Below are 23,727 nucleotides of genomic sequence, written 5' to 3' on the forward strand. Positions count from 1 at the left end.
GAGGCTCAGTTGTCGTTGAGGGCGATGCGGACCAGGTCGGCGACGCCCATCGCGTCGATGGCGCCGGTGTCCGCGGCGGGCTCGGGGCCGGGGTCGGGATCGGGCGAGGCCGTCCTCCGGGGTTCCGGCCCGGTCCCGCCGGACGCGCCGGGGAGGAGTTCGGCGCCCAGGTACCGGGCCAGCGCCAGGGCGGTGGGGTGGTTGAAGACGAGCGTCGTCGGCAGGCGCAGGCCGGTCGCGGCGCCGAGCCGGTTGCGCAGTTCCACGGCGGTGAGCGAGTCGAAGCCCAGGTCGCGGAAGGCGCGGTCGGCGGCGACGTCCTGCGCCGGCCCGTATCCGAGGACGGACGCGACGTGGTCGCACACCAGGTCCAGGAGGGTCCGCTCCCGGTCCTCGGCGGGCAGCTCCAGCAGGCGTTCGCGGAGGGACGCGCCGCCGTCGGCGCCGGTCTCGCCTCGCGCGCCGTCCGCGGCTTGGAGGATCCGCCGGACGGCGGGCAGGTCCTGTAGCAGGGGCCGTTCCCGGGCCGCCGTGAACACCGGGACGAACCGTTCCCAGTCCAGGTCGGCGATGGCGACGAACGTCTCGTCGTGGTCGAGCGCCTGGCCGAGCGCGGTGATGGCGGTCGCGGGGTCCATGAACGCGATCCCCCGCCAGCGCAGCTGCTCCTGGACGACGTCCACGGCCATGCCGCCCGCGTCGTCGGCGGAGTCCCAGATGCCCCAGGCGATGGACGTCGCGGGCAGGCCGCGCGCCCGGCGGTTGAGGGCGAGCGCGTCGGCGAAGGCGTTCCCGGCGGCGTAGGCCCCGTGGTCGCCGCTCCCCCACACCCCGGCCACGGACGAGAAGACGACGAACGCGTCGAGTCCCTCTTCCGGCAGCAGTGCGTCCAGGTTGGCGGCGCCGAGCGCCTTGGCGGCCAGGCCCTCGTGGAACTGGTCGCCGGTGACGTCGGCGAGCGGCACCAGCAGGCCCACTCCGGCGGTGTGCATGACGCTCGTCGGCGCGTCCCCGGCCGCTTCGAGGTCGCCGAGGAGGCGTTGGAGGTCGTCGCGGTCGGCGACGTCGCAGGCGGCGATCGTGACGCGCGCGCCAAGCCCGACCAGCTCATCTCGCAGGTCGGACGCACCGGGCGCGTCCGGGCCACGCCGTGAGACCAGGACGAGGTGCGGACAGCCTTCGCGCGCCAGCCACCGCGCCACATGCGCGCCAAGCCCACCGGTACCACCGGTGATCAGCGCCGTCCCGTGACTCGGCGTCCAGCGCCGCTTCGGCTCACGGCCCGCGAGCGGGGCGGGCAGCAGACGGCTCGCGAACACCCCCGACGGACGCACCGCCAGTTGGTCCTCGGTTCCGCCGCCTCCGGCCAACAGCGCCACGATCCTGTCGAGCGTCCGGGGCGCGTCATCGGGACGATCGATCAGCCCGCCCCAGAGGTCGGGCAGTTCGAGGGACACGACCCGGCCCAGCCCCCACACGGCCGCAGCCCACGGATCCGGAGCCCCGTCCGACTCCGAGACCGCGACGGCGCCACGGGTAAGCAGCCACAACCGGCCGGAGAAGTCGACATCGGTCAGCGCCTGGACCAGCACCACCGACTCCGTCAGCCCCAACAGGGACACGACCCCGGTGAGCGGCTCGTCGCCGGCCAGGCCGCGCAGCCGTCCGGCCAGCACGTCCCGGGTCTCGGACTCCCCGACTTCGAGGACGAGCGGCTCGGCCCCGGCCGACTTCAGGGCCGTGGCGAGGGGCTCCCCGCCGCCGTCGGCGGACGTGACGAGCAGCCACCGGCCCGCGACGACGCCGGTGGACGGGGCGGCGGCCGGACGCCACGTCACCCGGTACCGCCAGCCGTCGATGACCGACCGCTCGTCGTTGCGCCGCCTCCAGTCGGCCAGCGCTGGAAGGACCCGGGCGGCGGACTCGGCGTCCAGCCCGAGTTCGGCGGCCAGACCGTCCGCGTCCGCGCGCTCGACCGTCTCCCAGAACCGCCCGTCCAGCGCGGGCGTGTCCGCCTGGGCGCGCGGAATCTCCAGCCAGTACCGCTGCCGGTCGAACGCGTAGGTCGGCAGATCGACCGGCCGAGCGGGCGGACCGCCCAGCAACCCGGCCCAGTCGACACGGACTCCGCGCACGTGCAGCTCGGCGCCGGACGTCAGCAGGCGCCGGGTGTCCCCCTCGCCGCGCCGCAACGTCCCCGCCACCACGGCGTCCGAGACCCGGACGTCTTCGAGGGTCTCCTCGATCGCCATCGTCAGCACCGGATGAGCGCTCGACTCCACGAACACCCGATGACCGTCGTCCAGCAGGGCCCGGATCGCGGTGTCGAAGCGGACAGGGTTGCGCAGGTTCTCGAACCAGTACCCGGGCCCGACACCGGCGGTCTCCATGCGACCGCCTGTCATCGCCGAGTAGAACGGCACGGTCGCCGAGCCCATCGTGATGCCCGACAGTGCATTGGCCAGGTCGTCTTCCAGGACGTCCATGTGCGGCGAGTGGGAGGCGTAGTCCACCGGCACCTTCCGTGCGCGGACTCCGTCGCCCTCGCAGTGCGCCACCAGCTCGTCGATCGCCTCGGCGTCACCCGACACCACGGTCGACGACGGGCCGTTCATCGCAGCGACCGACAACCGCCCGTCCCAGCGTTCGACCAGGTCAGCGGTCTCGTCAGCCGACACGGCGACCGAGGCCATGCCGCCTTCACCGGCGAACCGCGCGATCGCCTGGCTTCGCAGCGCGACAACCCTCGCCGCGTCCTCCAACGACAGAGCACCGGCAACGCAGGCAGCGGCGATCTCGCCTTGCGAGTGGCCGACGACAGCGTCCGGGACGACGCCCAGCGAACGCCACACCTCGGCAAGCGACACCATCACCGCGAACAGCGCGGGCTGGACCACGTCCACGCGGTCCAGGAGGTCGCTCGCTTCCGGGGAGCAGACGACCTCCGACAGGGACCAGTCCACCCAGGGGCGCAGGGCGTCCTCGCACTCGGTCAGGCGGCGGCGGAACACGTCCGACTCGCGCCACAGCGCCGCGCCCATCTCCGGCCACTGCGAGCCCTGACCTGGGAACACCAGCACCCGGCGGCCGAGGTCGGGGATCTCCGAGCCGAGGACCGCGCCGGGGGCCGTGTCGCCTCGGGCGACGGCGGCGAGGCCGGTGGCGAGTTCGGTCCGGTCGGCTCCGAGGATCACGGCCCGGCGGTCGAACGACGAGCGGGCGGTGACCAGGGTGCGTGCCGCGTCGACCGTGTCCGTGTTCGTGTCCGGGGTTCCGGTCAGGAAGGCGCGGAGGCGGGCGGCCTGCGCGCGCAGCGCGTCCTCCGAACGCGCGGACACCACCAGCGGGACCACCGGGAGCGCGCCGCCTCGTCCTGCCGGGGCGGCTTCGGTCTCGGGGGCTTCTTCGAGGATCACGTGGGCGTTGGTGCCGCTTCCGCCGAACGAGGAGACGCCCGCTCGCCGCAGGCGTTCGCCGCGTGGCCAGGGCACCGGCTCGTCCAGGAGCCGGACGGTTCCGGCGGACCAGTCGACGTGCGGGGTCGGGTCGTCCACGTGGAGAGTGCGCGGCAGGGTCCCCTCGCGCAGGGCCATCACCATCTTGATGACACCGGCGACGCCCGAGCCCGCCTGCGCGTGCCCGAAGTTCGACTTCACCGATCCGAGCCACAGCGGACGATCTGCGGGTCGCTCCTGACCGTAGGTCGCGATCAGCGCCTGCGCCTCGATCGGGTCGCCCAGCGTCGTCCCGGTGCCGTGCGCCTCGACCGCGTCGACCTCGGACGCCGCCACACCGGAGTTCAGCAACGCCTGCCGAATGACCCGCTGTTGGGAGGGGCCGTTCGGGGCGGTCAGGCCGTTGCTCGCGCCGTCCTGGTTGATCGCGCTGCCCCGGATCACGGCGAGGATCTGGTGGCCGTTGCGCTGCGCGTCCGACAGGCGTTCCAGGAGCAGAACACCCACGCCTTCGGCCCAGCCGGTGCCATCGGCGTCCGCCGAGAACGCCCGGCAGCGACCGTCCGGCGACAGCCCGCGCTGACGGCTGAACTCGACGAAGGAGCGGAGCGTCGCCATGACGGTCGCGCCGCCGACCAGTGCCATCGTGCACTCGTCGCGCCGGAGGCCCTCGACCGCCAGGTGCAGCGCCACCAGGGAGGACGAGCACATCGTGTCGGTCGTCAGGGCGGGGCCCTCGAGGCCGAGCGTGTAGGCGATACGGCCGGACAGGACGGCGCTGGACCCGCCGGTCAGCATGTGTCCTTCGAGCCCGGCGGGGGCCGACGTCAGCTCGGTCCCGTAGCCCTGGTTGCTCGACCCGACGTAGACGCCCGACCGGGTTCCGTGGAGTGAGGACGGGTCGATGCCCGCGCGTTCGAGGGCCTCCCAGGACACCTCCAGCAGGAGCCGCTGCTGCGGGTCCATGGCGAGGGCCTCACGCGGTGAGATCCCGAAGAAGCCCGCGTCGAACTCCGCCGCGTCGTACAGGAAGCCGCCGCCGCGCGCGTAGTAGGCGCCCTGGGTCTCCGGGTCGGGGTCGAAGAGGCCCTCGACGTCCCAGCCGCGGTCGCCCGGGAGTCCGGCGACCGCGTCCACGCCGCCGTCCACGAGCCGCCACAGGTCCTCCGGCGACCGGACACCACCGGGATACCGGCAGGCCATGCCCACGATCGCGACCGGTTCCCGGTTCCTGCCCTCGGCCTCCTCCAGCCGGTTCCGGGTCTGCCGGAGATCGGACATGACGCGCTTGAGGTAATCCCGCAGGCGGGCTTCGTTGTCCATCGAGTTCAACCCCTCGGGGAGCAGTAGACGTGGGGAGGGCGGGGTGGGCGGGGATCAGGACAGTCCGAGCTCACGGTCGATCAGGTCGAACATCTCCTGGTCGGTGACCGTGTCGAGGTCGGCGGGCCCGGCGTCGTCCGGGCCCGGGGCGGTGTCGGCGGCGTCGTCCAGGCGGCGCAGCAGGCCCCGGAGGCGGGTGGCGATCTCGCGCCGCGCGATCGGTTCGACCGGGCCGGCGACGATCGCCTCCTCGAGCCGGTTCAGTCCGGCGAGGGCGGACGGTTCGCGGTCGTTCCCGGCGGACGGCGCGAGCGTTCCGAGGAACGCCGCGAGCGCGCGCGGGGTGGGATGGTCGAAGACCATCGTCGCCGGGAGCCGGAGGCCGGTGGCGGCGTTCAACCGGTCCCGCAGCTCGACGGCGGTGAGCGAGTCGAACCCGGCCTCGCGGAACGCCGAGGACGCCGGGAGCCCTCCGGCCCCCGCGTGGCCGAGGACCGCGGCGGCCCGGGTCCGCACCAGGTCCAGCAGGAGCTCGTCGCGTTCGTCCGGCGGAAGCGCCGCCATCCGGGCCCGGAACGCCGAGGACTCCGATGCCGGGCCTTCCGCCGCTTCCGCATCCGCACCGGACGGGGCGGACGCGTGCGGGCGCGGCAGTTCGGCGAGGAGCGGGCGGGGCCGGGCGATCGTGTAGCTCTCGACGAACCGCTCGTGGTCGATGTCCGCGACGACGACGCAGGTCTCGTCGTGGTCGAGCACCTGCCGCAGCGCGGCGACGGCCCGTTCGGGGGCCATCGCAGGCACTCCCCTGCGCCGGAGCCGGTCGCCGACGGCCTCGTCCACCATGCCGCCGCCCGCCCAGGCGCCCCAGGCGACGGACGTCGCGGGCAGGCCGCGCGCCCGGCGGGCGCGGGCGAGCGCGTCGAGGTGGGCGTTGGCGGCGGCGTACGGTCCCTGACCGCCGTTGCCCCAGACCCCGGCGCCGGAGGAGAACAGGACGAAGGCGTCCACGGTCCCGGCGCCGAGCAGCGCGTCGAGGTTCGCGGCCCCGGCGACCTTCGCCGTCATGATCTCCTCGGCGTCCGCCGGGTCGCTCTCGGCCACGGGGACCTCCGCCCCGACGACGCCCGCCGCGTGGATCACCGTCGTGAGCGCCGTGGCCCCGCCGTCCAGGCCGTCGAGGAGGCGTTCGAGGTCGTCGCGGTCGGCGACGTCGCAGGCGGCGATCGTGACGCGCGCGCCAAGCCCGACCAACTCTTCTCGCAGGTCGGACGCACCGGGCGCGTCCGGACCACGCCGCGAGACCAGGACGAGGTGCGGGCAGCCTTCGCGCGCCAGCCACCGCGCCACATGCGCGCCCAGCCCACCGGTACCACCGGTGATGAGCGCCGTCCCGTGACTCGGCGTCCACGTGCGCGTGGGCTCGCGACCGGCCAGCGGGGCGGGCACCAGGCGGCTCGCGAACACCCCGGACGGACGCACCGCCAGTTGATCCTCGGTTCCGCCGCCTTCGGCCAGCAGTGCCGTCAACTGGTCGAACGCCCCGGCCTCACCTGCGGGGAGGTCGATCAGCCCGCCCCAGAGGTCGGGCAGTTCGAGGGACACGACCCGGCCCAGCCCCCACACGGCCGCAGCCCACGGATCCGGAGCCCCGTCCGAGTCCGACACGGCGATGGCGCCGCGGGTGACCAGCCACAACCGGCCGGAGAAGTCGACATCGGCCAACGCCCGGACCAGCCGCATCGTCCCCGGAACCCCCAGCAGGGACACCACGCCCGTCGCTGGCGTGGCCGCTTCCGGTTCGACCTGACCGGGTTCGACGATCACCGGTTCGGCTCCCGCGCGGTCCAGTGCCTCGGCCACGCCGGCGGCGAGGACGTCGTCCCGGTCGCCGGTCACGATCAGCCAGCGGCCGGACGGCGCGGCGGCCCGCGCGATCTCGACCGGCCGCCAGGCGACGCGGTAGCGCCAGCCGTCGATGACCGACCGCTCCTGGCTTCCGCGCCGCCAGGCGGCCAGGGCGGGAAGCACCGGCGTCAGCGCGTCGGCGTCCACGCCGAGTTCGGCGGCCAGCCGCTCGCCGTCGTCGTGCTCGACGGCGTCCCAGAACCGGCCGTCCTCGGCGGACGTCTTGGCCTCGGTCTCCTCGGGCGCCTCCAGCCAGTAGCGCCTGCGGTCGAAGGCGTAGGTCGGCAGGTCGACCGGCCGCGCGGGACGGCCACCGGCCACCGCTTCCCAGTCGACCTGGACGCCACGCACATGAAGTTCGGCCGCCGAGGTCAGCAGGCGGCGGGCATCGCCCTGCTCCCGGCGCAGCGTCCCGGCCACGACGGCATCGGGGATCTCGGCGGCTTCGAGGGTCTCCTCGATCGCCATCGTCAGCACCGGATGAGCGCTGGACTCCACGAACACCCGATGACCGTCGTCCAGCAGCGCACGCACGGCGTCCTCGAACCGCACGGGCCGCCGCAGGTTCTCGAACCAGTACTCGGCCCCGACACCGGCGGTCTCCAGACGACCACCCGTCATCGCGGAGTAGAACGGCACCTCGGACGCCGTCATCGTCACGCCCGCAAGAACCGCGGCCAGATCGTCCTTCAGGACGTCCATGTGCGGCGAATGCGAGGCGTAGTCCACCGGCACCTTCCGCGCCCGGACTCCCCCCTCCTCGCAGACTCCGACCAGCTCGTCGATCGCCTCGGCATCACCGGAGACGACCGTCGCCGACGGGCCGTTCATCGCGGCGACCGACAACCGGCCATCCCAGCGTTCGACCAGTTCAGCGGTCGCGTCAGCCGACAATCCGACCGAAGCCATCCCGCCATGCCCGGCGAACCGCGCGATCGCCTGGCTTCGCAGTGCGACGACCTTCGCCGCGTCCCCCAGTGACAGAGCACCGGCAACACATGCCGCAGCGATCTCGCCTTGTGAGTGGCCGACGACAGCGTCCGGGACGACGCCCAGCGAACGCCACACCTCGGCCAACGACACCATCACCGCGAACAACGCGGGCTGCACCACGTCCACGCGCTCCAGGAGCCCGCCCGCGTCCTCCTCGGTCACGACGTCGATCAGGGACCAGTCGGTGTGGGGGGCCAGGGCCTCCGCGCATTCGCTCAGGCGGCGGCGGAACGCCTCCGACTCGCGCCACAGGCCCGCGCCCATCCCGAGCCACTGCGAGCCCTGGCCCGGGAAGACCAGCACCCGGCGGTCGGCGTCAGGGGCGACGTATCCGGTGACCACTCCCTGGGACTCTTCGCCGTCGGCGAGGGCTCGCAGCCGGTCGGAGGCGTCGTCGGGCGTCGCGCCGAGGATCACGGCGCGGTGGGCGAACAGCGATCGCGAGGCCATCAGGGACCGCGCGACCTCGCCCAACTCCAGGTCCGGGCGGTCTGCGAGGAAGCCGCGCAGGCGCGCCGCCTGGGCCCAAATCGCATCCTCCGAACGCGCGGACACCACCAGCGGGACGACGGGGAACGGGGTCTTCGGTTCCGTCGGCGACGGGTCCTCGGAGGGGGCCTCTTCCAGGATGACGTGCGCGTTCGTCCCGCTGATGCCGAACCCGGATACTCCTGCCAGACGCGGGCGCTCACCCCTCGGCCACAAAACCAGCTCGTCCAGCAGCCGGACGGCTCCGGCGGACCAATCGACATGCGGGGTCGGCTCGTCGACGTGGAGCGTGCGCGGCAGTATCCCCTCGCGCAGCGCCATCACCATCTTGATGACGCCGGCCATTCCGGCGGCGACCTGGGTGTGGCCGATGTTCGACTTCACCGACCCGAGCCACAGCGGACGATCAGCGGGCCGCTCCTGGCCGTAGGTCGCGATCAGTGCCTGCGCCTCGATCGGGTCGCCCAACGTCGTGCCCGTGCCATGCGCCTCCACCACGTCCACCTCGGACGCCGCCACACCGGAGTTCGCCAGCGCCTGCCGAATCACCCGCTGCTGCGACGGACCGTTCGGAGCGGTCAGGCCGTTGCTCGCACCGTCCTGGTTGATCGCACTCCCCCGCACCACCGCGAGGATCTGGTGGCCGTTGCGCCGCGCGTCCGACAGCCGTTCGACCAGGAGGACCCCGGCGCCTTCGGAGAGGGAGAAGCCGTCCGCCGCAGCGGCGAAGGGCTTGCACCGGCCGTCGGGGGCGAGGCCGCGCTGGCGGCTGAACCCGACGAACGGGCGCGGTGAGGACATCACCATGACGCCTCCGGCGAGCGCGAGTTCGCACTCGCCGCGCCGCAGCGCCTCGATCGCCAGGTGCAGCGCCACCAGGGACGACGAGCAGGCCGTGTCCACGGTGACGGCGGGCCCCTCCAGGCCGAACGTGTAGGCGATCCGGCCGGACGCGACGCTGGCCGCGCCACCGGTCATGAGGTACCCCTCGGCCTCCCGGGAGACCCGGGCCAGGCGGGACTCGTACGACTGGTCGGCGAGGCCGACGTAGACGCCGGTGGCGCTGCCCCTGAGGGCCGCGGGTGCGATGCCCGCACGTTCGAGCGTCTCCCAGGACACTTCGAGCAGCAGCCGCTGCTGCGGGTCCATCGCGAGGGCCTCACGAGGCGAGATCCCGAAGAACCCCGCGTCGAACTCCGCCGCGTCATGGAGGAAGCCGCCGGATCGGGTGTAGGTCGTACCGGGACGGTCGGGATCGGGGTCGAAGATCCGCTCGACGTCCCAGCCGCGGTCGGCGGGGAACTCCGAGATCGCGTCCACGCCGTCCGCGACCAGCCGCCACAGGTCCTCCGGGGACGCCGCGCCGCCCGGGAACCGGCACGCCATGCCGACGATCGCGATCGGCTCGTCCGCTTGGGCGCGCGGCGCGGGCACGGCCCCCTCCTCCGCCGCCGACTCGTCGGACGCGCCGAGCAACTCGTCCAGCAGGTGGGCGGCCATCTCCGAGGGAGAGGGGTGTTCGAAGACGAGGGTGCTCGCGAGCCGGAGTCCGGTGGCCGCGACGAGACGGTTGCGCAGTTCGACGGCCGTCAGCGAGTCGAAGCCCATGTCGCGGAACGCCCGGTCGGGGGCGAGGCCCCGGGTGTCGTCGAACCCGAGCACGGCCGCCGCCTCCGTCCGGACGACGTCGAGGAGGTAACGCGGGCGGTCCCGTTCGTCCAGGGCCGCCAGCCGGTCCCGCAGGTCCGCCGCGTCGTCGGCGGGCGTGCTCGCGGCCAGGACGCGCCGGGCCTCCGGCAGGTCCCGGAGCAGCGGCCGCTCGCGCGCTCCGGCGAAAACCGGGACGAACCGCTCCCAGTCCACGTCGGCGACGGCGACGAACGTCTCGTCGTGGTCGAGCGCCTGGCCGAGCGCCGCGATCGCGGGCCCGGGGTCGATCACCGGGACACCGCGCCGACGCAGGACGTCGTGCAGCTCGGCGGCGATCATCCCGTCCCCGGCCCACGGCCCCCACGCCACCGACAGCACGGGCAGCCCCTCCGCGCGCGCCAGCACCGCGAGGGCGTCGAGGTAGGCGTTGGCCGCCGCGTACGCGCCGTGGTCCCCGACCCCCCACACGCCCGCGATGGACGAGAACAGCACGACGGCGTCCACCTTGGCGGGGTCGAGGAGGCCGACGAGGTGCCGCGCGCCGTCCGCCTTGGCCCGGACGACCTCGGTGAGTTCCTCGTCGGACGTCTCGGCGAGGGGACGCAGCCGGTTCAGGCCCGCCGCGTGAACGACGGTGAGGGGGGCGGTCTGGTCGGTGGTGACGTCGTCCAGGAGAGCGGCCAGGGCCTCGCGGTCGGAGACGTCGCACGCGGCGAACGTGACCCGCGCGCCGAGAGCGGTCAGCTCGCCGGCCAGGTCGTCCGCGCCGGGCGCGTCGCCGCCGCGCCGGGACACCAGGACCAGGTGCGTGCAGCCTTCGCGCGCCAGCCACCGCGCCACGTGCGCGCCGAGCCCTCCGGTACCGCCGGTGATCAGCGCGGTGCCCCGGGGACGCCAGCGGCGGACGGGCGCGGTTCCGGCGACGGACGCGCTCACCAGCCGGTTCGCGTACGCGCCGGACGCGCGCAGGGCGATCTGGTCCTCGGCGCCCGCGCCGCCCGCCAGCACCGCCACCAGCCGCTCGTCCGCGCCGGGTCCGTCGGCGGGCAGATCGACCAGGCCGCCCCAGAACTCGGGATGCTCCAGAGCGACGACCCGGCCCAGCCCCCAGACCGACGCCCGCTCGGGATCGGGAGACCCGTCCGACTCGGAGACCGCGACCGCGCCACGGGTAACCATCCACAACCGGCCGGTAAAGTCGAGATCTCCCAACGCTTGAGCGAGCGCGAGCGTCGCGGACAGCTCCCGGCCGGGCTCCAGGCTGCCGGACGTCCGCGTTCCGCCGGACGCCAGCAGCGACAGCACTCCCGCGACCGGCCCGTCGGCGGACACCGCCCGCAGCCGTTCCACCAGCGCGGCCCGGTCCGACCCGGCCTTGGCGTCGATGACGACGACCTGCGCACCGGCGGACACCAGCGCCGCGTCCAGCCCGTCCGCCGCGGCGCCGGACGGCGTCAGCACCACCCAGCGGCCGGTGAGCACGGCCACCGACGCGATCCCGGCGGGCCGCCAGACGACGCGGTAGCGCCAGCCGTCGATGACCGACCGCTCGTCGTTGCGCCGCCGCCAGTCGGACATCGCGGAGACGACCGGCGTCAGCGTGTCGGCGTCCACGCCCAGCTCGGCGGCCAGGCCGTCCACGTCCCCTCGCTCGACCGCCCCCCAGATCCGATCGTCCGACGCCGGGTTCTCCACGGCCTCGGGCCGCGGTGCCTCCAACCAGTAGCGCTGCCGGTCGAACGCGTAGGTCGGCAGATCGACCGGCCGGGCAGGCAGGCCGCCCAGCAGCCCCGCCCAGTCGACACGGACTCCACGAACGTGCAGCTCGGCGGCGGACGTCAGCAGGCGCCGGGTGTCCCCCTCACCGCGCCGCAACGTCCCGGCCACGACGGCATCGGGGATCTCAGCGACTTCGAGGGTCTCCTCGATCGCCATCGTCAGGACCGGATGAGCGCTGGACTCCACGAAGACGCGGTGACCGTCGTCCAGCAGAGCCCGGATCGCGGTGTCGAAGCGAACGGGGTTACGCAAGTTCTCGAACCAGTACCCGGGCCCGATACCGGCGGTCTCCATACGACCGCCCGTCAGTGCCGAGTAGAACGGCACCTCCGACGCCTTCATTGTCACGCCCGCAAGAACCGCGGCCAGGTCGTCCTTGAGGACGTCCATGTGCGGCGAGTGCGAGGCGTAGTCCACCGGCACCTTCCGTGCCCGCTTGCCCTCGGCCTCGCAGTGCGCCACCAGCTCGTCGATCGCCTCGGCGTCACCGGAGACGACCGTCGCCGACGGGCCGTTCATCGCGGCGACCGACAACCGCCCGTCCCAGCGTTCGACCAGTTCAGCGGTCGCGTCAGCCGACAATCCGACCGAAGCCATGCCACCTTCGCCGGCGAACCGCGCGATCGCCTGGCTGCGCAGCGCGACGACCTTCGCCGCGTCCCCCAGTGACAGAGCACCGGCAACACATGCCGCAGCGATCTCGCCTTGCGAGTGGCCGACGACAGCGTCCGGGACCACGCCCAGCGAACGCCACACCTCGGCCAACGACACCATCACCGCGAACAACGCAGGCTGAACCACGTCCACGCGCTCCAGCAGCGTCGCATCGCCCGCGCCGGTCACCACGTCGATCAGCGACCAGTCGATGTGGGGCCGCAGGGCCTCAGCGCAGTCCTGGAGGCGGGTGCGGAAGGGCGGGGACTGTGCCCAGAGGGCGAAGGCCATTCCGGTCCATTGGGACCCTTGTCCGGGGAACACCAGCACGCGGCGTCCCACGTCGGGCAGGGCCGATCCGGAGACCGTGCCGGGCGCCGTCCCCCCGGTGGCGAGCGCGGACAGGCCCCCGGACAGTTCCTCGCGCGTCGCGCCGAGGATCACCGCGCGGTGGTCGAACAGCGTGCGCGAGGCGAGCAGCGACCGCGCGACAGCACCCGCGTCAGCGTCCGGAGTGTCCGTCAGGAACGTGCGGAGGCGGGCGGCCTGGGCGCGCAGGGCGTCCTCCGAGCGGGCCGACACCACCAGCGGGATCACCGGAGGCGCAGCGACCTGTTCCACCGGTGACGGCTCGTCCTGGGGCGCTTCTTCCAGGACGACGTGTGCGTTCGTCCCGCTGATGCCGAAGGACGAGACGGACGCTCGCCGGGGGCGTTCGCCGCGTGGCCAGGGCACGGGCTCGGTCAGGAGCCGGACGTGTCCCGCCGACCAGTCCACGTGGGGGGTCGGTTCGTCCGCGTGCAGGGTGCGCGGCAGGGTGTCCTTCCGCAGGGACATGATCATCTTGATGACACCGGCGACGCCCGACGCCGCCTGCGCGTGCCCGAAGTTCGACTTCACCGATCCCAGCCACAGTGGACGGTCGGCAGAACGGTCCTGGCCGTAGGTCGCGATCAGCGCCTGCGCCTCGATCGGGTCGCCCAACGTCGTCCCGGTGCCATGCGCCTCCACCGCGTCCACCTCGGACGCCGCCACACCGGCATTCGCCAGCGCCCGGCCGATCACACGCTCCTGCGCCAAACCATTCGGAGCGGTCAGGCCGTTGCTCGCACCGTCCTGGTTGATCGCACTCCCCCGCACCACCGCGAGGATCTGGTGGCCGTTGCGCCGCGCGTCCGACAGGCGTTCCAGGAGCAGGACGCCCACGCCTTCGGCCCAGCCGGTGCCGTCGGCGTCCGCCGAGAACGCGCGGCAGCGACCGTCCGGCGACAGGCCGCGCTGGCGGCTGAACTCGACGAAGAGCCCGGGGTTCGCCAGGACGGTCGCGCCGCCTGCGAGGGCCAGGGAGCACTCGTCGCGCCGGAGCGCCTCGACCGCCGTGTGCACCGCGACGAGGGACGACGAGCAGGCCGTGTCCAGGGTGACGGCGGGGCCTTCCAGGCCGAGCGTGTAGGCGATCCGGCCGGACGCGACGCTGCCGGTGGCGCCGGTCAGGAGGAATCCGGCGGTCTCGTCGGATCCTTCGTGGAGTCGCGGCCCGTAGTCCTGTTGCATCGCGCCGACGTAGACGCCGGTCCGGCTGCCGCGCACTGTGGACGGGTCGATGCCCGCGCGTTCGAGCGTCTCCCAGGACACTTCGAGCAGCAGCCGCTGCTGCGGGTCCATCGCGAGGGCCTCACGAGGCGAGATCCCGAAGAACCCCGCGTCGAACTCCGCCGCGTCGTGCAGGAAACCGCCGGAACGCGCGTAGGTGGTGCCGGGGCGCTCCGTGTCGGGGTCGAACAGTCGCGCGATGTCCCAGCCGCGATCGGAGGGGAACTCCGAGATCGCGTCCACGCCGTCGGAGACCAGCCGCCACAGGTCCTCCGGCGATCGGACGCCGCCGGGATACCGGCAGGCCATGCCGACGATCGCGATCGGCTCGTCCGTCCTGGCCGGGGTGGCCCGTGGGGTCGTTTCGGTGGGCGTGCCGAAGAGTTCGGCTCGCAGGTATTCGGCGACGGCGGCCGGGGACGGGTGGCTGAACAGCGTTCCGCTGGGCAGGTGCAGGCCGCTCATGGCGGCGAGCCGCGCACGCAGTTCCATGAGGAGGGACGAGTCGAAGCCCATGTCCCTGAAGACCTGCCGAACCCCGACGGCTCGCGGGTCGGAGTGCCCGAGGACGGTCGCCGTCTCGGCGCGCACCAGTTCCAGGATGGCGTCGGCCCGTTCCGCTTCGGGCAGCGCCGCCAGCCGCGTCTGAAGCACCGAGTCGGTCTCGTCGCCGGACGGTTCGGGGGTGCTCGCGTCGGCGGGTGTTCCCACCGCGTGTTGGAGGACGGGGGCGTCCAGCCAGTGGCGGCGTCGCTGGAACGCGTAGGCGGGCAGGTCCACGAGCCGGGCGCGGCGGCCCGCGTACAGCGCGCCCCAGTCGACGTCGACGCCTCGGACGTGGAGTTCGGCGGCGGAGCGCTGGAAGCGGTCCCAGCCTCCGTCGTCCTTGCGGAGGGAGCCGGTGACGGCGACGTCCAGGGCGGCGGTTCCGGCGTCCTCGGCGGTCGCCTCGACGCCGGGGGTGAGGACGGGGTGGGGGCTGCACTCGACGAACGCGCCGTGCCCGTCGCGCAGCAGGGTCCGGACCGTGTGCTCGAAGCGGACGGGTTCGCGGAGGTTGCGGTACCAGTAGGCGGCGTTCAGCTCGGTTCCGGCGAGGCGTCCGCCGGTCACCGTCGAGTAGAACGCGACCTCGCCGTCCCCGCCCTCGATGCCGGTGAGGGCGGCTTCGAGGTCGGCGCGCAGATCCTCGACGTGCGGGGAGTGGGAGGCGTAGTCGACCGGGACGCGCCGGGCCCGCACGCCGTCACGCTCGCAGGCGGCGACGATCTCCGCGACGGCCTTGGCGTCGCCGGACACGACCGTGGCGGTGGGGCCGTTGACGGCCGCGATGGTGAGCCGTCCTTCCCAGCGGGCGAGGCGCGCCGCGGCGTCCCGTTCGGACAGGGCGAGGGACGCCATGCCGCCGCGGCGGGCGCGCGCCGCGATGACCCGGCTGCGGAGGGCGGCGATCCGCGCCGCGTCGTCCAGGGACAGGGCGCCCGCCACGCAGGCTGCGGCGATCTCGCCCTGGGAGTGGCCGACGACGGCGTCCGGACGCACTCCGGCCGCCCGCCACAGTCCGGCGAGCGCGACCATCGTCGCGAAGAGCGCGGGCTGGACCACGTCGGCGCGTTCGAGGAGTTCGGCCGTCCCGGCGCCGCGGACGACGTCGAGGACGGACCAGTCGAGGTGCGGGGCGAGGGCGTCCGCGCACTCTTGGAGCCGGTCCCGGAAGACGGGCGAGGCGTCCCAGAGGGCCGCGCCCATTCCCGGCCACTGACCGCCCTGCCCCGGGAAGACGAACACGACCCGGCCGGGTTCCCCGGCGGCTCCGGTCACGACGTCCGGGTGGGGCGCGCCGTCGCGCAGCCGGGTGAGCGCGGACGGCCGGTCGCCCGCGAGGACGACGGCGCGGTGGTCGAAGGCGGTGCGGGTGGTCGCGAGGGACAGCCCGATGTCGTCGGGGGTGAACGCGGGGTGGTCCGCGACGTGGGTCCGGAGCCGGTCCGCCTGGGCGCGCAGCGCGGGGCCGCTTCGGGCGGACAGCACCCAGGGCGGCGTCGCGGCGTCCGAGACGACCGCGCGCTTCTCCGCCTCCGCCTCAGCCTCCGCGTCCGTGTCCGTGTCGGGGCGGGGCGGGGCTTCGGTCACGACGACGTGGCAGTTGGTGCCGCCCATGCCGAACGAGCTGACGCCGGCCACGATCGGGCCCGGTCCGTCCGGCCAGGGTTCGGGCTCTGTCGGCATCCGCAGGTTCAGTTCGTCCATCGGGATGCGCGGCGACGGCGTGAGGTGGTTCAGGCTCGGCGGGATCTCCCGGTTCCGGACGGCCAGCAGCACCTTCAGCAGCCCGGCGACGCCCGCCGCGCCCTCCAGGTGCCCGATGTTGGTCTTGACCGATCCCACGCGGAGCGGCGGACGGCCGGGACGCGCCGTCCCGATGGCCTCGCCCAGCGCGCGCGCCTCGACCGGGTCGCCCGCCTTGGTCCCGGTCCCGTGCAGTTCGACGTACCGGATCTCGGCCGGGTCGACGCCCGCGTTCCGGCAGGCGGCGAGCAGGACGTCGCGCTGCGCCTGCGCGTCGGGCACGGTCAGGCCGTCCCCTCCCCCGTCGTTGTTGAGGGCGCTGCCGCGGATCACGCCCAGCACGGGATCGCCGTCGGCGAGGGCCCGTGAGAGCGGCTTGAGGACGACGACCACTCCGCCCTCGCCCCGGACGTAGCCGTTCGCGCGGGCGTCGAAGGTGAAGCACCGGCCGTCCGGGGACAGGCCGCCGAACTCGGCGGAGCGGACCGTGCTCTCCCCGGCGAGGTGGAGGTTCACGCCTCCGGCGAGCGCCACGTCGCTCTCGCCCGACAGCAGGCTCTGGCATGCGAGGTGGACGGCGACCAGCGAGGACGACTGCGCGGAGTCCACGGTGAGGCTCGGTCCCGCGAGCCGCAGCGCGTAGGACGTCCGGTTCGCGATGAGGCCCCGGCTCGTCCCGGTGAGCGAGTGCGGCGTGACGGCGGCGGCGCCGCGGTGGCCGAGCAGCGCGGCGTAGTCGTCCCAGACGGCGCCGACGAACACGCCGGTCCGGGTGCCCGCGAGGGACGCGGGGACCAGCCGGGCGTTCTCCAGCGCCTCCCAGCTCAGTTCGAGGACGAGGCGCTGCTGCGGGTCCATGGCCGCGGCCTCGCGCGGGGAGACGCCGAAGAACGCGGCGTCGAATCCCGCGACGTCGTCCAGGAAGCCGCCGGTCCGCGCCGTCAGGCGCGCGCGGAGGGCGTCGTCGCCGTCGCCGCCCGCGAGTTCGGCCGCCTCGGCGCGGCCCTCGGGAAGGGCGCGGACGGCGTCCACGCCGTCCCGGAGGTTCTCCCAGAACCGCTCGGGGGTCGGCGCCATGGGCAGCCGGCACGCGGCGCCGACCACCGCGACCGGTTCACGAACGAGGCCGTCCCCGCGCATGCTGTTGTTCTCCTTCGCTCGCCGACGACGCGAATGGGCACCGAGTTCCGGTCCCAACGGAGGACATCCCGCCCCAAAAAGACATCTCCGCCCAAAGCCACGCCCCACGCTCACACGAGCCGACTCGGCCAGACCAGCCCCTAACGCGCCCCAGCCCCCCCTAACCCCCTACGACGGACGGTCACCGCCCGACCACGCCGGGACGTCCCGGATCACCGCGACGTCCCGGCGTCCGCTCACCGGAACGCTCGGGCCTTCATGCGTTTGAGCTGCGAAAACACCAGCGCCTGCGGGTTCGGGCGGCACGGCCTCGCCACGTGGGTCGCGGACCGGCTCGGGGTCCCCCGGGAGGCGTCGCCCACCCGAAGGCGGGCGCGGCGGTCACGGCTTGGCGGCGACGCCTCCGTAGGCGGTGACCTCCGGCGGCGTCCCCCACGGGTTCGGGTCGGGACGCCACCGCGACACCGCGACCACCCCGGGGTCCAGCAGCTTCAGGCCGTGGAAGAACTCGGCGAGCCCCTCGGGCGAACGCAGCTTGTAAGGGTCTCCGGCCTCGGCGCGGACGTGCTCCGCGTCGGCGGCGGCGTCGGGGTCCACCGCGCCGGTGCCGTCCTCCAGCACCAGGTGGCTGCCCGGGGGAAGGGCGTCCACCAGGTGGTCGCGGACGGCCATCGCCTCCCCGTCGTCCCAGATGCTGCCGAGGATCCCCAGCATCATCAGCGCGACGGGGCGGGTGAAATCGAGGGTGTCGGCGGCCCGCGCGAGGATCCGCTCCGGGTCGCGGGCGTCGGCGTCGATGTAGGCGCACGCCCCCTCGGGCGTGGAGGTGAGCAGGGCGCGGGCGTGGACGAGGACGAGCGGGTCGTTGTCGACGTACACGATCCGCGACCGCGGCGCGAGCCGCTGGGCGACCTCGTGGGTGTTGTCGGCGGTCGGCAGGCCGGTCCCGACGTCCAGGAACTGGGTGACGCCCTCCTCGGCGACCAGGTGGCGCACGGCGCGGCCGAGGAACAGCCGCGACTGCCGGGCGACGTCCACGATCGCCGGGTACACCGCGCGCACCTTGTCCCCGGCCGCCCGGTCGGCGGCGTAGTTGTCCTTGCCGCCGAGCCAGTGGTTCCAGATCCGCGCCGAGTGCGGCACCTCCGGATCAATGGACGGATGAGCGGAGCGGGCGGCGCCCGGCCGCCTCTCGGCGTCACCCACCCGCCGCTCGGCGTCATCCGTCCGCCGCTCGCCGTCGCTCCCGTCCGGAGACCGTCCGTCGTGCTCCATCAGCCCTCCCATGGGGTCCGGATGTCGGCAAGGAGGCTGAGGGTCCGCATCGCACTCCTTGACTCGAACGAAAAGGGTCGTCATGTGGGGTGCAAAGCACTGCAGATCATCCCGGAGCCACCCGCCGGTGTCCACCGGAACACCACCGAAACCACCGGCTCTCCGCCCCGGACGCGGCGGCGACGGCCGCGCGCGAACCTCCCCGTCCAGGCCCGGGACCTCACGACTTCCCCGAACCAACGAGAGGCGATGCCCAATGATTACCCGGTGCCTATCCGAAATCGACTCACCCTGAAAAGATGCACAGCCAAATCCCATGAGTTCCACATATAAGACGTCGTGCAAACATCCGATACCAGGGACGTCCGGAGGCCGGATTCCAGGTTTTGGCGCGACGGATGCCGTCGTCACTCTGCGAGGCGATGACATTGCGGATCCGCACGGCCGCCACGGCGCGATGCGGCGCCACCGAGGGCCGACACCGTGAGATTCTCAGCATGGTCCACAGAGGGAGGGAGCACCCCATCCCCGGAGGTCACACGGAGGCGTTTCCGCTCTTCCGCGCGGCATCACGGTGTCACACGAGAACCTCTTCGTAATCCCCTCACCACGCCCCGCAGTCACTTTGGGTGACCATTTCCGGTCACCTTTCGAGGAGCCTGGCCGCCGCATGCTAGAACAACGATGATAATCACCGGACAGTGACACTGACTCGATGATTGTTCACCGCCGACATCCCGCCCTCCCACTAGTCTCCCCACCACACCAGACGGAACGCGCGCCACCCACACGGCGGTCGGCCGGCGCGCGCCGCGAGGTCCAAAGACGCCCATGGAATTCCGCATCCTCGGCCCGCTGGACATCCGTTCACCCGATCGCCCTCTCGCAGTTAAGGGAAGCAAACCCCGGACCGTTCTCAAGGCGCTGCTGCTCCGGCACGACCAGGCGGTGCCCTACCAGACCCTCAGCGAGATGCTCTGGGGCGACGCGCCGCCGTCCACCTCGACGGCGCAGCTCTACACCTACGTCTCCCGGCTCCGGAAGCTCCTCGGGCCGGACGTCGTCATCGTCCGGCAGCAGCCCGGCTACCTGCTGCGGCTCGGCTCGGCGTGGCTGGACTACGACGAGTTCCACGACCTGGTCCAGCGCGGCCGCGAGCTGACGGCCGCCGGGCACCACGCGGACGCGGCGGCGGAGATCACGCGGGCGCTGGCGCTCTGGCGCGGCCCCGCGCCGCTCGCGGACGTCGCCGACCCGTTCGTCGCGGCCGAGCTCCCCCGCCTGGAGGAGGAGTACATGGCGGCGGTCGAGACCGGGATGTCCCTCGACCTGGCGCTCGGCCGCCACCAGGAGGTCATCGCCGAGCTGACCCGCCTCGTCACCGACCACCCCTACCGGGAGAAGCTGCACGAGCAGCTCATGACCGCGCTCTACCGCAGCGGGCGGCAGGCCGACGCGCTCGCCGTGTACGACACGGCGCGGCGGACGCTCCGGGACGAGCTCGGCGTCGACCCGAGCGAGGAGCTGCGCGCCGCGCACCTGTCCATCCTGAACCAGGAGCCGCTGTCGGTTCCGGCGCGCGTCCGCGCGGACCTCGACCGGCCCGGCTCCCCGTTCCCGGACGAGCCGGAGCCCCGGCGCCCGGTGAGCGCCTGGCACGGCGTCCGTCCCGCGATGCTGCCGCACGACATCGCCGACTTCACGGGCCGCGCCGGCGACCTCGACCGCCTCCTGTCCCTCGTCCGCGGCTCCGCTCCCCTGCCCCAGCCCGACACGCGGCCCGACACGGACGGTGTTCCTTCGGCCCGGTGGGACGTGGAGCCCGCCGGGGCGCCGGGCGGCGGCGCGGCGGGGGTCGTGACCGTGATCTCCGGGATGCCGGGGGTCGGCAAGACGGCCCTGGCGGTGCGCGCCGCGCACCTGCTCGCGGGCGACTTCCCGGACGGGCAGCTCTACGTGGACCTGCGCGGCGCGGAGGGGCGGCGGCTCGATCCGGCCGAGGTGCTGGCCTGGTTCCTGCGCGCGCTCGGCGGCGACATCGTGCTGCCGTCCACGCTGGAGGAGCGGCGGCAGCTCTACCGGAGCCGGCTCACCGACCGGCGGGTGCTGGTCGTCCTCGACAACGCCGCCGACGTGCGGCAGGTGCGGCCGCTGCTGCCCGGCGGCGGCCGGTGCGGCGTGATCGTCACCAGCGGGCAGCCGCTCGGCGCGATCGAGGGCTCGGCGCACCTGCCGCTCGCCCCGCTGGACCTGGCCGACGGGCTCGCGTTCGTCGCGACGGTCGCGGGCCGTCCCGGCTGCGCGGCGGACGAGCCGGAGGCCGCGCGCCGCCTGGTGGAGCTGTGCGGGGGGCTGCCGATCGCGCTGCGCGTCGCCTGCGCGCGGGGCGCGAGCCGTCCGCACTGGAGGCTGGCGCGGCTGGTGGCGTCCCTGGAGGACGAGCAGGACCGGCTCGACGAGCTCCAGCTCGGCGACCTGGACGTGCGGGCGAGCCTGCGGTTCAGCTACGAGGGGCTGCGCGACGTCGACCGCCGCGCGTTCCGCGCGCTGGGCTCGCTGGGCGTCCCGTCCTTCCCCGGGTGGGCGGTCGGCGCGGTGCTCGGCCTGCCGCAGGCCCGCGCCGCGCGGATCGCCGAGCGGCTCGTCGACGCCCGGCTGCTGGACACCGTCGCGGCCGGGCCGGAACCCCTGTTCGACCGGTACCGGTTCCACGACCTGGTCCGGTTGTTCGCCCGCGAGGTCGCCGCCGAGGAGGACCCGCCCGCCGAGCGGGACACCGTCCTGGACCGGGCGTTCGCCGCGTGGCTGTCGCTGGCCGTGGCGGGCGACCGGCGGCTGCCCAGCCAGTGCTTCGGGGTGCTCCGCGCCGAGGTGCCGTTCCCCGTGGCCTGCCCGGACCTGAGGGACACGCTGGTCGCCGAGCCGTTCTCCTGGTTCGACGCGGAGCTGTCCACGCTGGTGGCGCTGATCCACCAGGCGTGCCGGACGGGCCGCACGACCGCGGCCTGGCAGCTGGCGCAGGCGCTCACCAACTACTTCGACATGCGGCACCGGTTCGACGAGTGGACGTCCACGCACGAGGCGCTGCTCGCCGCCGGCCGCGAGCACGGCGACCGGCTCGCCGAGGCCGTCGCGCACCGGGGCCTCACCGAGCTCGCCGCGTTCTTCAAGGACGCGGACGCCCACCACGGCCACGCGGAGGCGGCGCGCGCCCTGTTCGCCGGGCTCGGCGAGCGGGTGGGCGAGGTGGACGCGCTGGTGCACTGCGCGGACGGGTACCGGCAGGCCGGGGAGCACGAGCGCGCCGTCGCGGCGCTGACCGCGGCGCTGGACACGGCCCGCCGGATCGGCCACCGCGTCGGCGAGGCGCAGTGCCTCGCCGGGCTGGGCGAGATCCGGCTCGAGCTGGGCGAGCCGGAGTCGGCGGCCGAGCTGTTCCGTGGCGGCGAGGTCATCTGGACGGCCCTCGGACGTCCCCGGTACGCGACGCTCATGCTGCGCAACATCGGCATCATCGAGCGCGACACCGGCCGGTTCGCCGAGGCCGCCGCGCACCTGGAGGAGTGCCGGTCGCGGCTGACCGTGCTGGGCGACCGGATCGGCGTGGCGTACGCGCTGAACAGCCTCGGTGACCTCTACCGGCTCTGGGACCAGCCCGAACGCGCCCGCTCGCTGTACCGGCAGGCGATCGGGCAGTTCACGGAGCTGGGCCTGGCGGGCGGTTTCGGTCACGCGGTCGCGCTGCGCGGCCTGGGCGAGGTGCTCCTTTCCCAGGGCGACCCGGCCGCCGCCGTGGTGCTGCTGGAGCACGCCGTGCAGATCTGGCGCGCCCTGGCCATGCCCCTCTGGGAGGCCCGCACCCTGCTCGCGCTCGGCGACGCCCAGGACGCCTCGGGTGCGCGCGGGAACGCGGAGGGTTCGTGGCGGGAGGCCCTGGCCCGCTGCGCCGACCACGGCTATCCCGAGGAGAGCGAGGCCCGCTCCCGCCTGGATCCCGTCTCCGGATTAGCGCCGGACCAGGCGGCCCCTTGGAACGCTCCGTCCACCGGCGCATCAGGCGGTGCGGTGTGCTCGTGCTTCCCGATGGTGAGCGGGCACGCCGACTGAACGCGACGGCCGTGCGCCCCCCAGTGGGGTCGGGCCCCCCGCCCGCCGTCAGGGCCCTGGCGGGGGCACCGCCTGTGTGGTGGGGCGCACGGCCGTCCTTCAGGGCCGTGGCGGGGGCACTCGTGGAGGGCCCGGGGTCACTCGCGGAGGGCTATGCCTTCCACGGGCGGGGTGCGGAGGACGTTGCGTCCCGGGACGGCGGTGGCGCCCCAGGCCAGGCCGGCGGCGGCGAGGACGATCAGGACGTAGCCGAGCGGCTGGACGTGCGGGAGCGGCGTCCCGGCGATGCCGACGCTGAACGCGGCCAGGGTGGCCAGGGCGATCAGGGAGCCGACGGCGACCGCGATGACGGTCACCGCGAGGGTCTCCCAGCGGAGCATGGCCCGCACCTGGCTCCGCTCGGTGCCGACGAGGCGGAGCAGCGCCAGCTCGCGGCGGCGGCCGCTGGTCGCCATGGCGAGGGTGTTCACGACGGCGATGCCGGTGAACGCGACGACCAGGGCCATGATGACCAGGTTGACGGTCGAGCTTCCGCCGTCCGGGCCGGCCGCGGGCGGGGCGCTCGGCGGCCCCGCCTTCAGTCCGGGGAAGGCGCGCAGCGCGGCGTCGACGGCGGCGCGTGAACCGCCGCTGACGACGACCTCGGACGCGCGCGGGTCGTCGATGTGCGCGGCGACCTGGTCGTGCGGGAGCAGGACGTCCCCGAAGCCGAGGCCCCGGTCGTAGAGGGCGACGACGCGGACCTTCGCCGGGGTGCCGTCGCCGAGCCGCAGGTCGAGGGTGCCGCCGAGCCTGGCGTGCAGCGCCCCGGCCGAGTTGCGGCTGACGCCCGCGGTGCCGGGCGCGAGCGCGGACAGCGAGCCGCCGCGCACGCCCGGGTCGAGCGTCCGGGTGAGCTGCTCGGGCGTGACGCCCGCCGCGCGGTACCGGTCCCGGCCCAGGTAGACGGTGCTGTGGACGACCTCGGTGGCGACCTGGACGCCCGGCGCGCCGCGGAGCGCGGCGGTCGCGTCGGCGGGCACGCCGAGCGGCCCGGTCACCACGAGGCCGCCGACGGTGCCGCTGCGCGCCTGGT

Annotated in this window: 5 protein-coding genes; 1 reads left to right on the plus strand and 4 read right to left on the minus strand. The window is 74.1% G+C overall.

What is annotated here, in order from left to right:
* Positions 1–5: 5 nt before the first annotated feature.
* The 3 genes from EBO15_RS18505 to EBO15_RS18515 form a co-directional block, all read right to left on the minus strand.
* Positions 6–4,778 carry a type I polyketide synthase gene (locus tag EBO15_RS18505; RefSeq protein WP_122195652.1) on the minus strand — a complete coding sequence of 1,591 codons (4,773 nt, stop codon included), beginning with the start codon at positions 4,776–4,778 and terminating at the stop codon, positions 6–8.
* Between the two features lie 54 nt (positions 4,779–4,832).
* Positions 4,833–17,270 (minus strand): type I polyketide synthase, encoded by a 12,438-nt coding sequence (locus EBO15_RS18510; RefSeq protein ID WP_122195653.1) that lies wholly within the window; start codon positions 17,268–17,270, stop codon positions 4,833–4,835.
* A 381-nt stretch (positions 17,271–17,651) separates the two neighbouring features.
* Complete coding sequence (locus EBO15_RS18515; protein WP_122195654.1) at positions 17,652–18,545, minus strand: SAM-dependent methyltransferase; 894 nt, start codon at positions 18,543–18,545, stop codon at positions 17,652–17,654.
* A gap of 831 nt (positions 18,546–19,376) precedes the next feature.
* On the opposite strand from EBO15_RS18515, the gene EBO15_RS18520 reads away from it, so the two are divergent.
* Positions 19,377–22,652, plus strand: coding sequence for an AfsR/SARP family transcriptional regulator (locus EBO15_RS18520; RefSeq protein ID WP_122195655.1), 3,276 nt, complete (start codon positions 19,377–19,379; stop codon positions 22,650–22,652).
* Between the two features lie 137 nt (positions 22,653–22,789).
* Here EBO15_RS18520 and EBO15_RS18525 read toward each other — a convergent pair.
* On the minus strand, positions 22,790–23,727 hold a 938-nt coding region (locus tag EBO15_RS18525; RefSeq protein WP_122195656.1), incomplete at its 5' end, for an FtsX-like permease family protein.

Source organism: Actinomadura harenae, from assembly GCF_003696215.1.
Lineage (GTDB): Bacteria > Actinomycetota > Actinomycetes > Streptosporangiales > Streptosporangiaceae > Spirillospora > Spirillospora harenae.

Coding starts and splice junctions, on each gene's coding strand:
- EBO15_RS18515 (WP_122195654.1), bottom strand. CDS start 18,545: ATGGAGCACGACGGACGGTCTCCGGACGGGAGCGACGGCGAGCGGCGG.
- EBO15_RS18505 (WP_122195652.1), bottom strand. CDS start 4,778: ATGGACAACGAAGCCCGCCTGCGGGATTACCTCAAGCGCGTCATGTCC.
- EBO15_RS18520 (WP_122195655.1), top strand. CDS start 19,377: ATGGAATTCCGCATCCTCGGCCCGCTGGACATCCGTTCACCCGATCGC.
- EBO15_RS18510 (WP_122195653.1), bottom strand. CDS start 17,270: ATGCGCGGGGACGGCCTCGTTCGTGAACCGGTCGCGGTGGTCGGCGCC.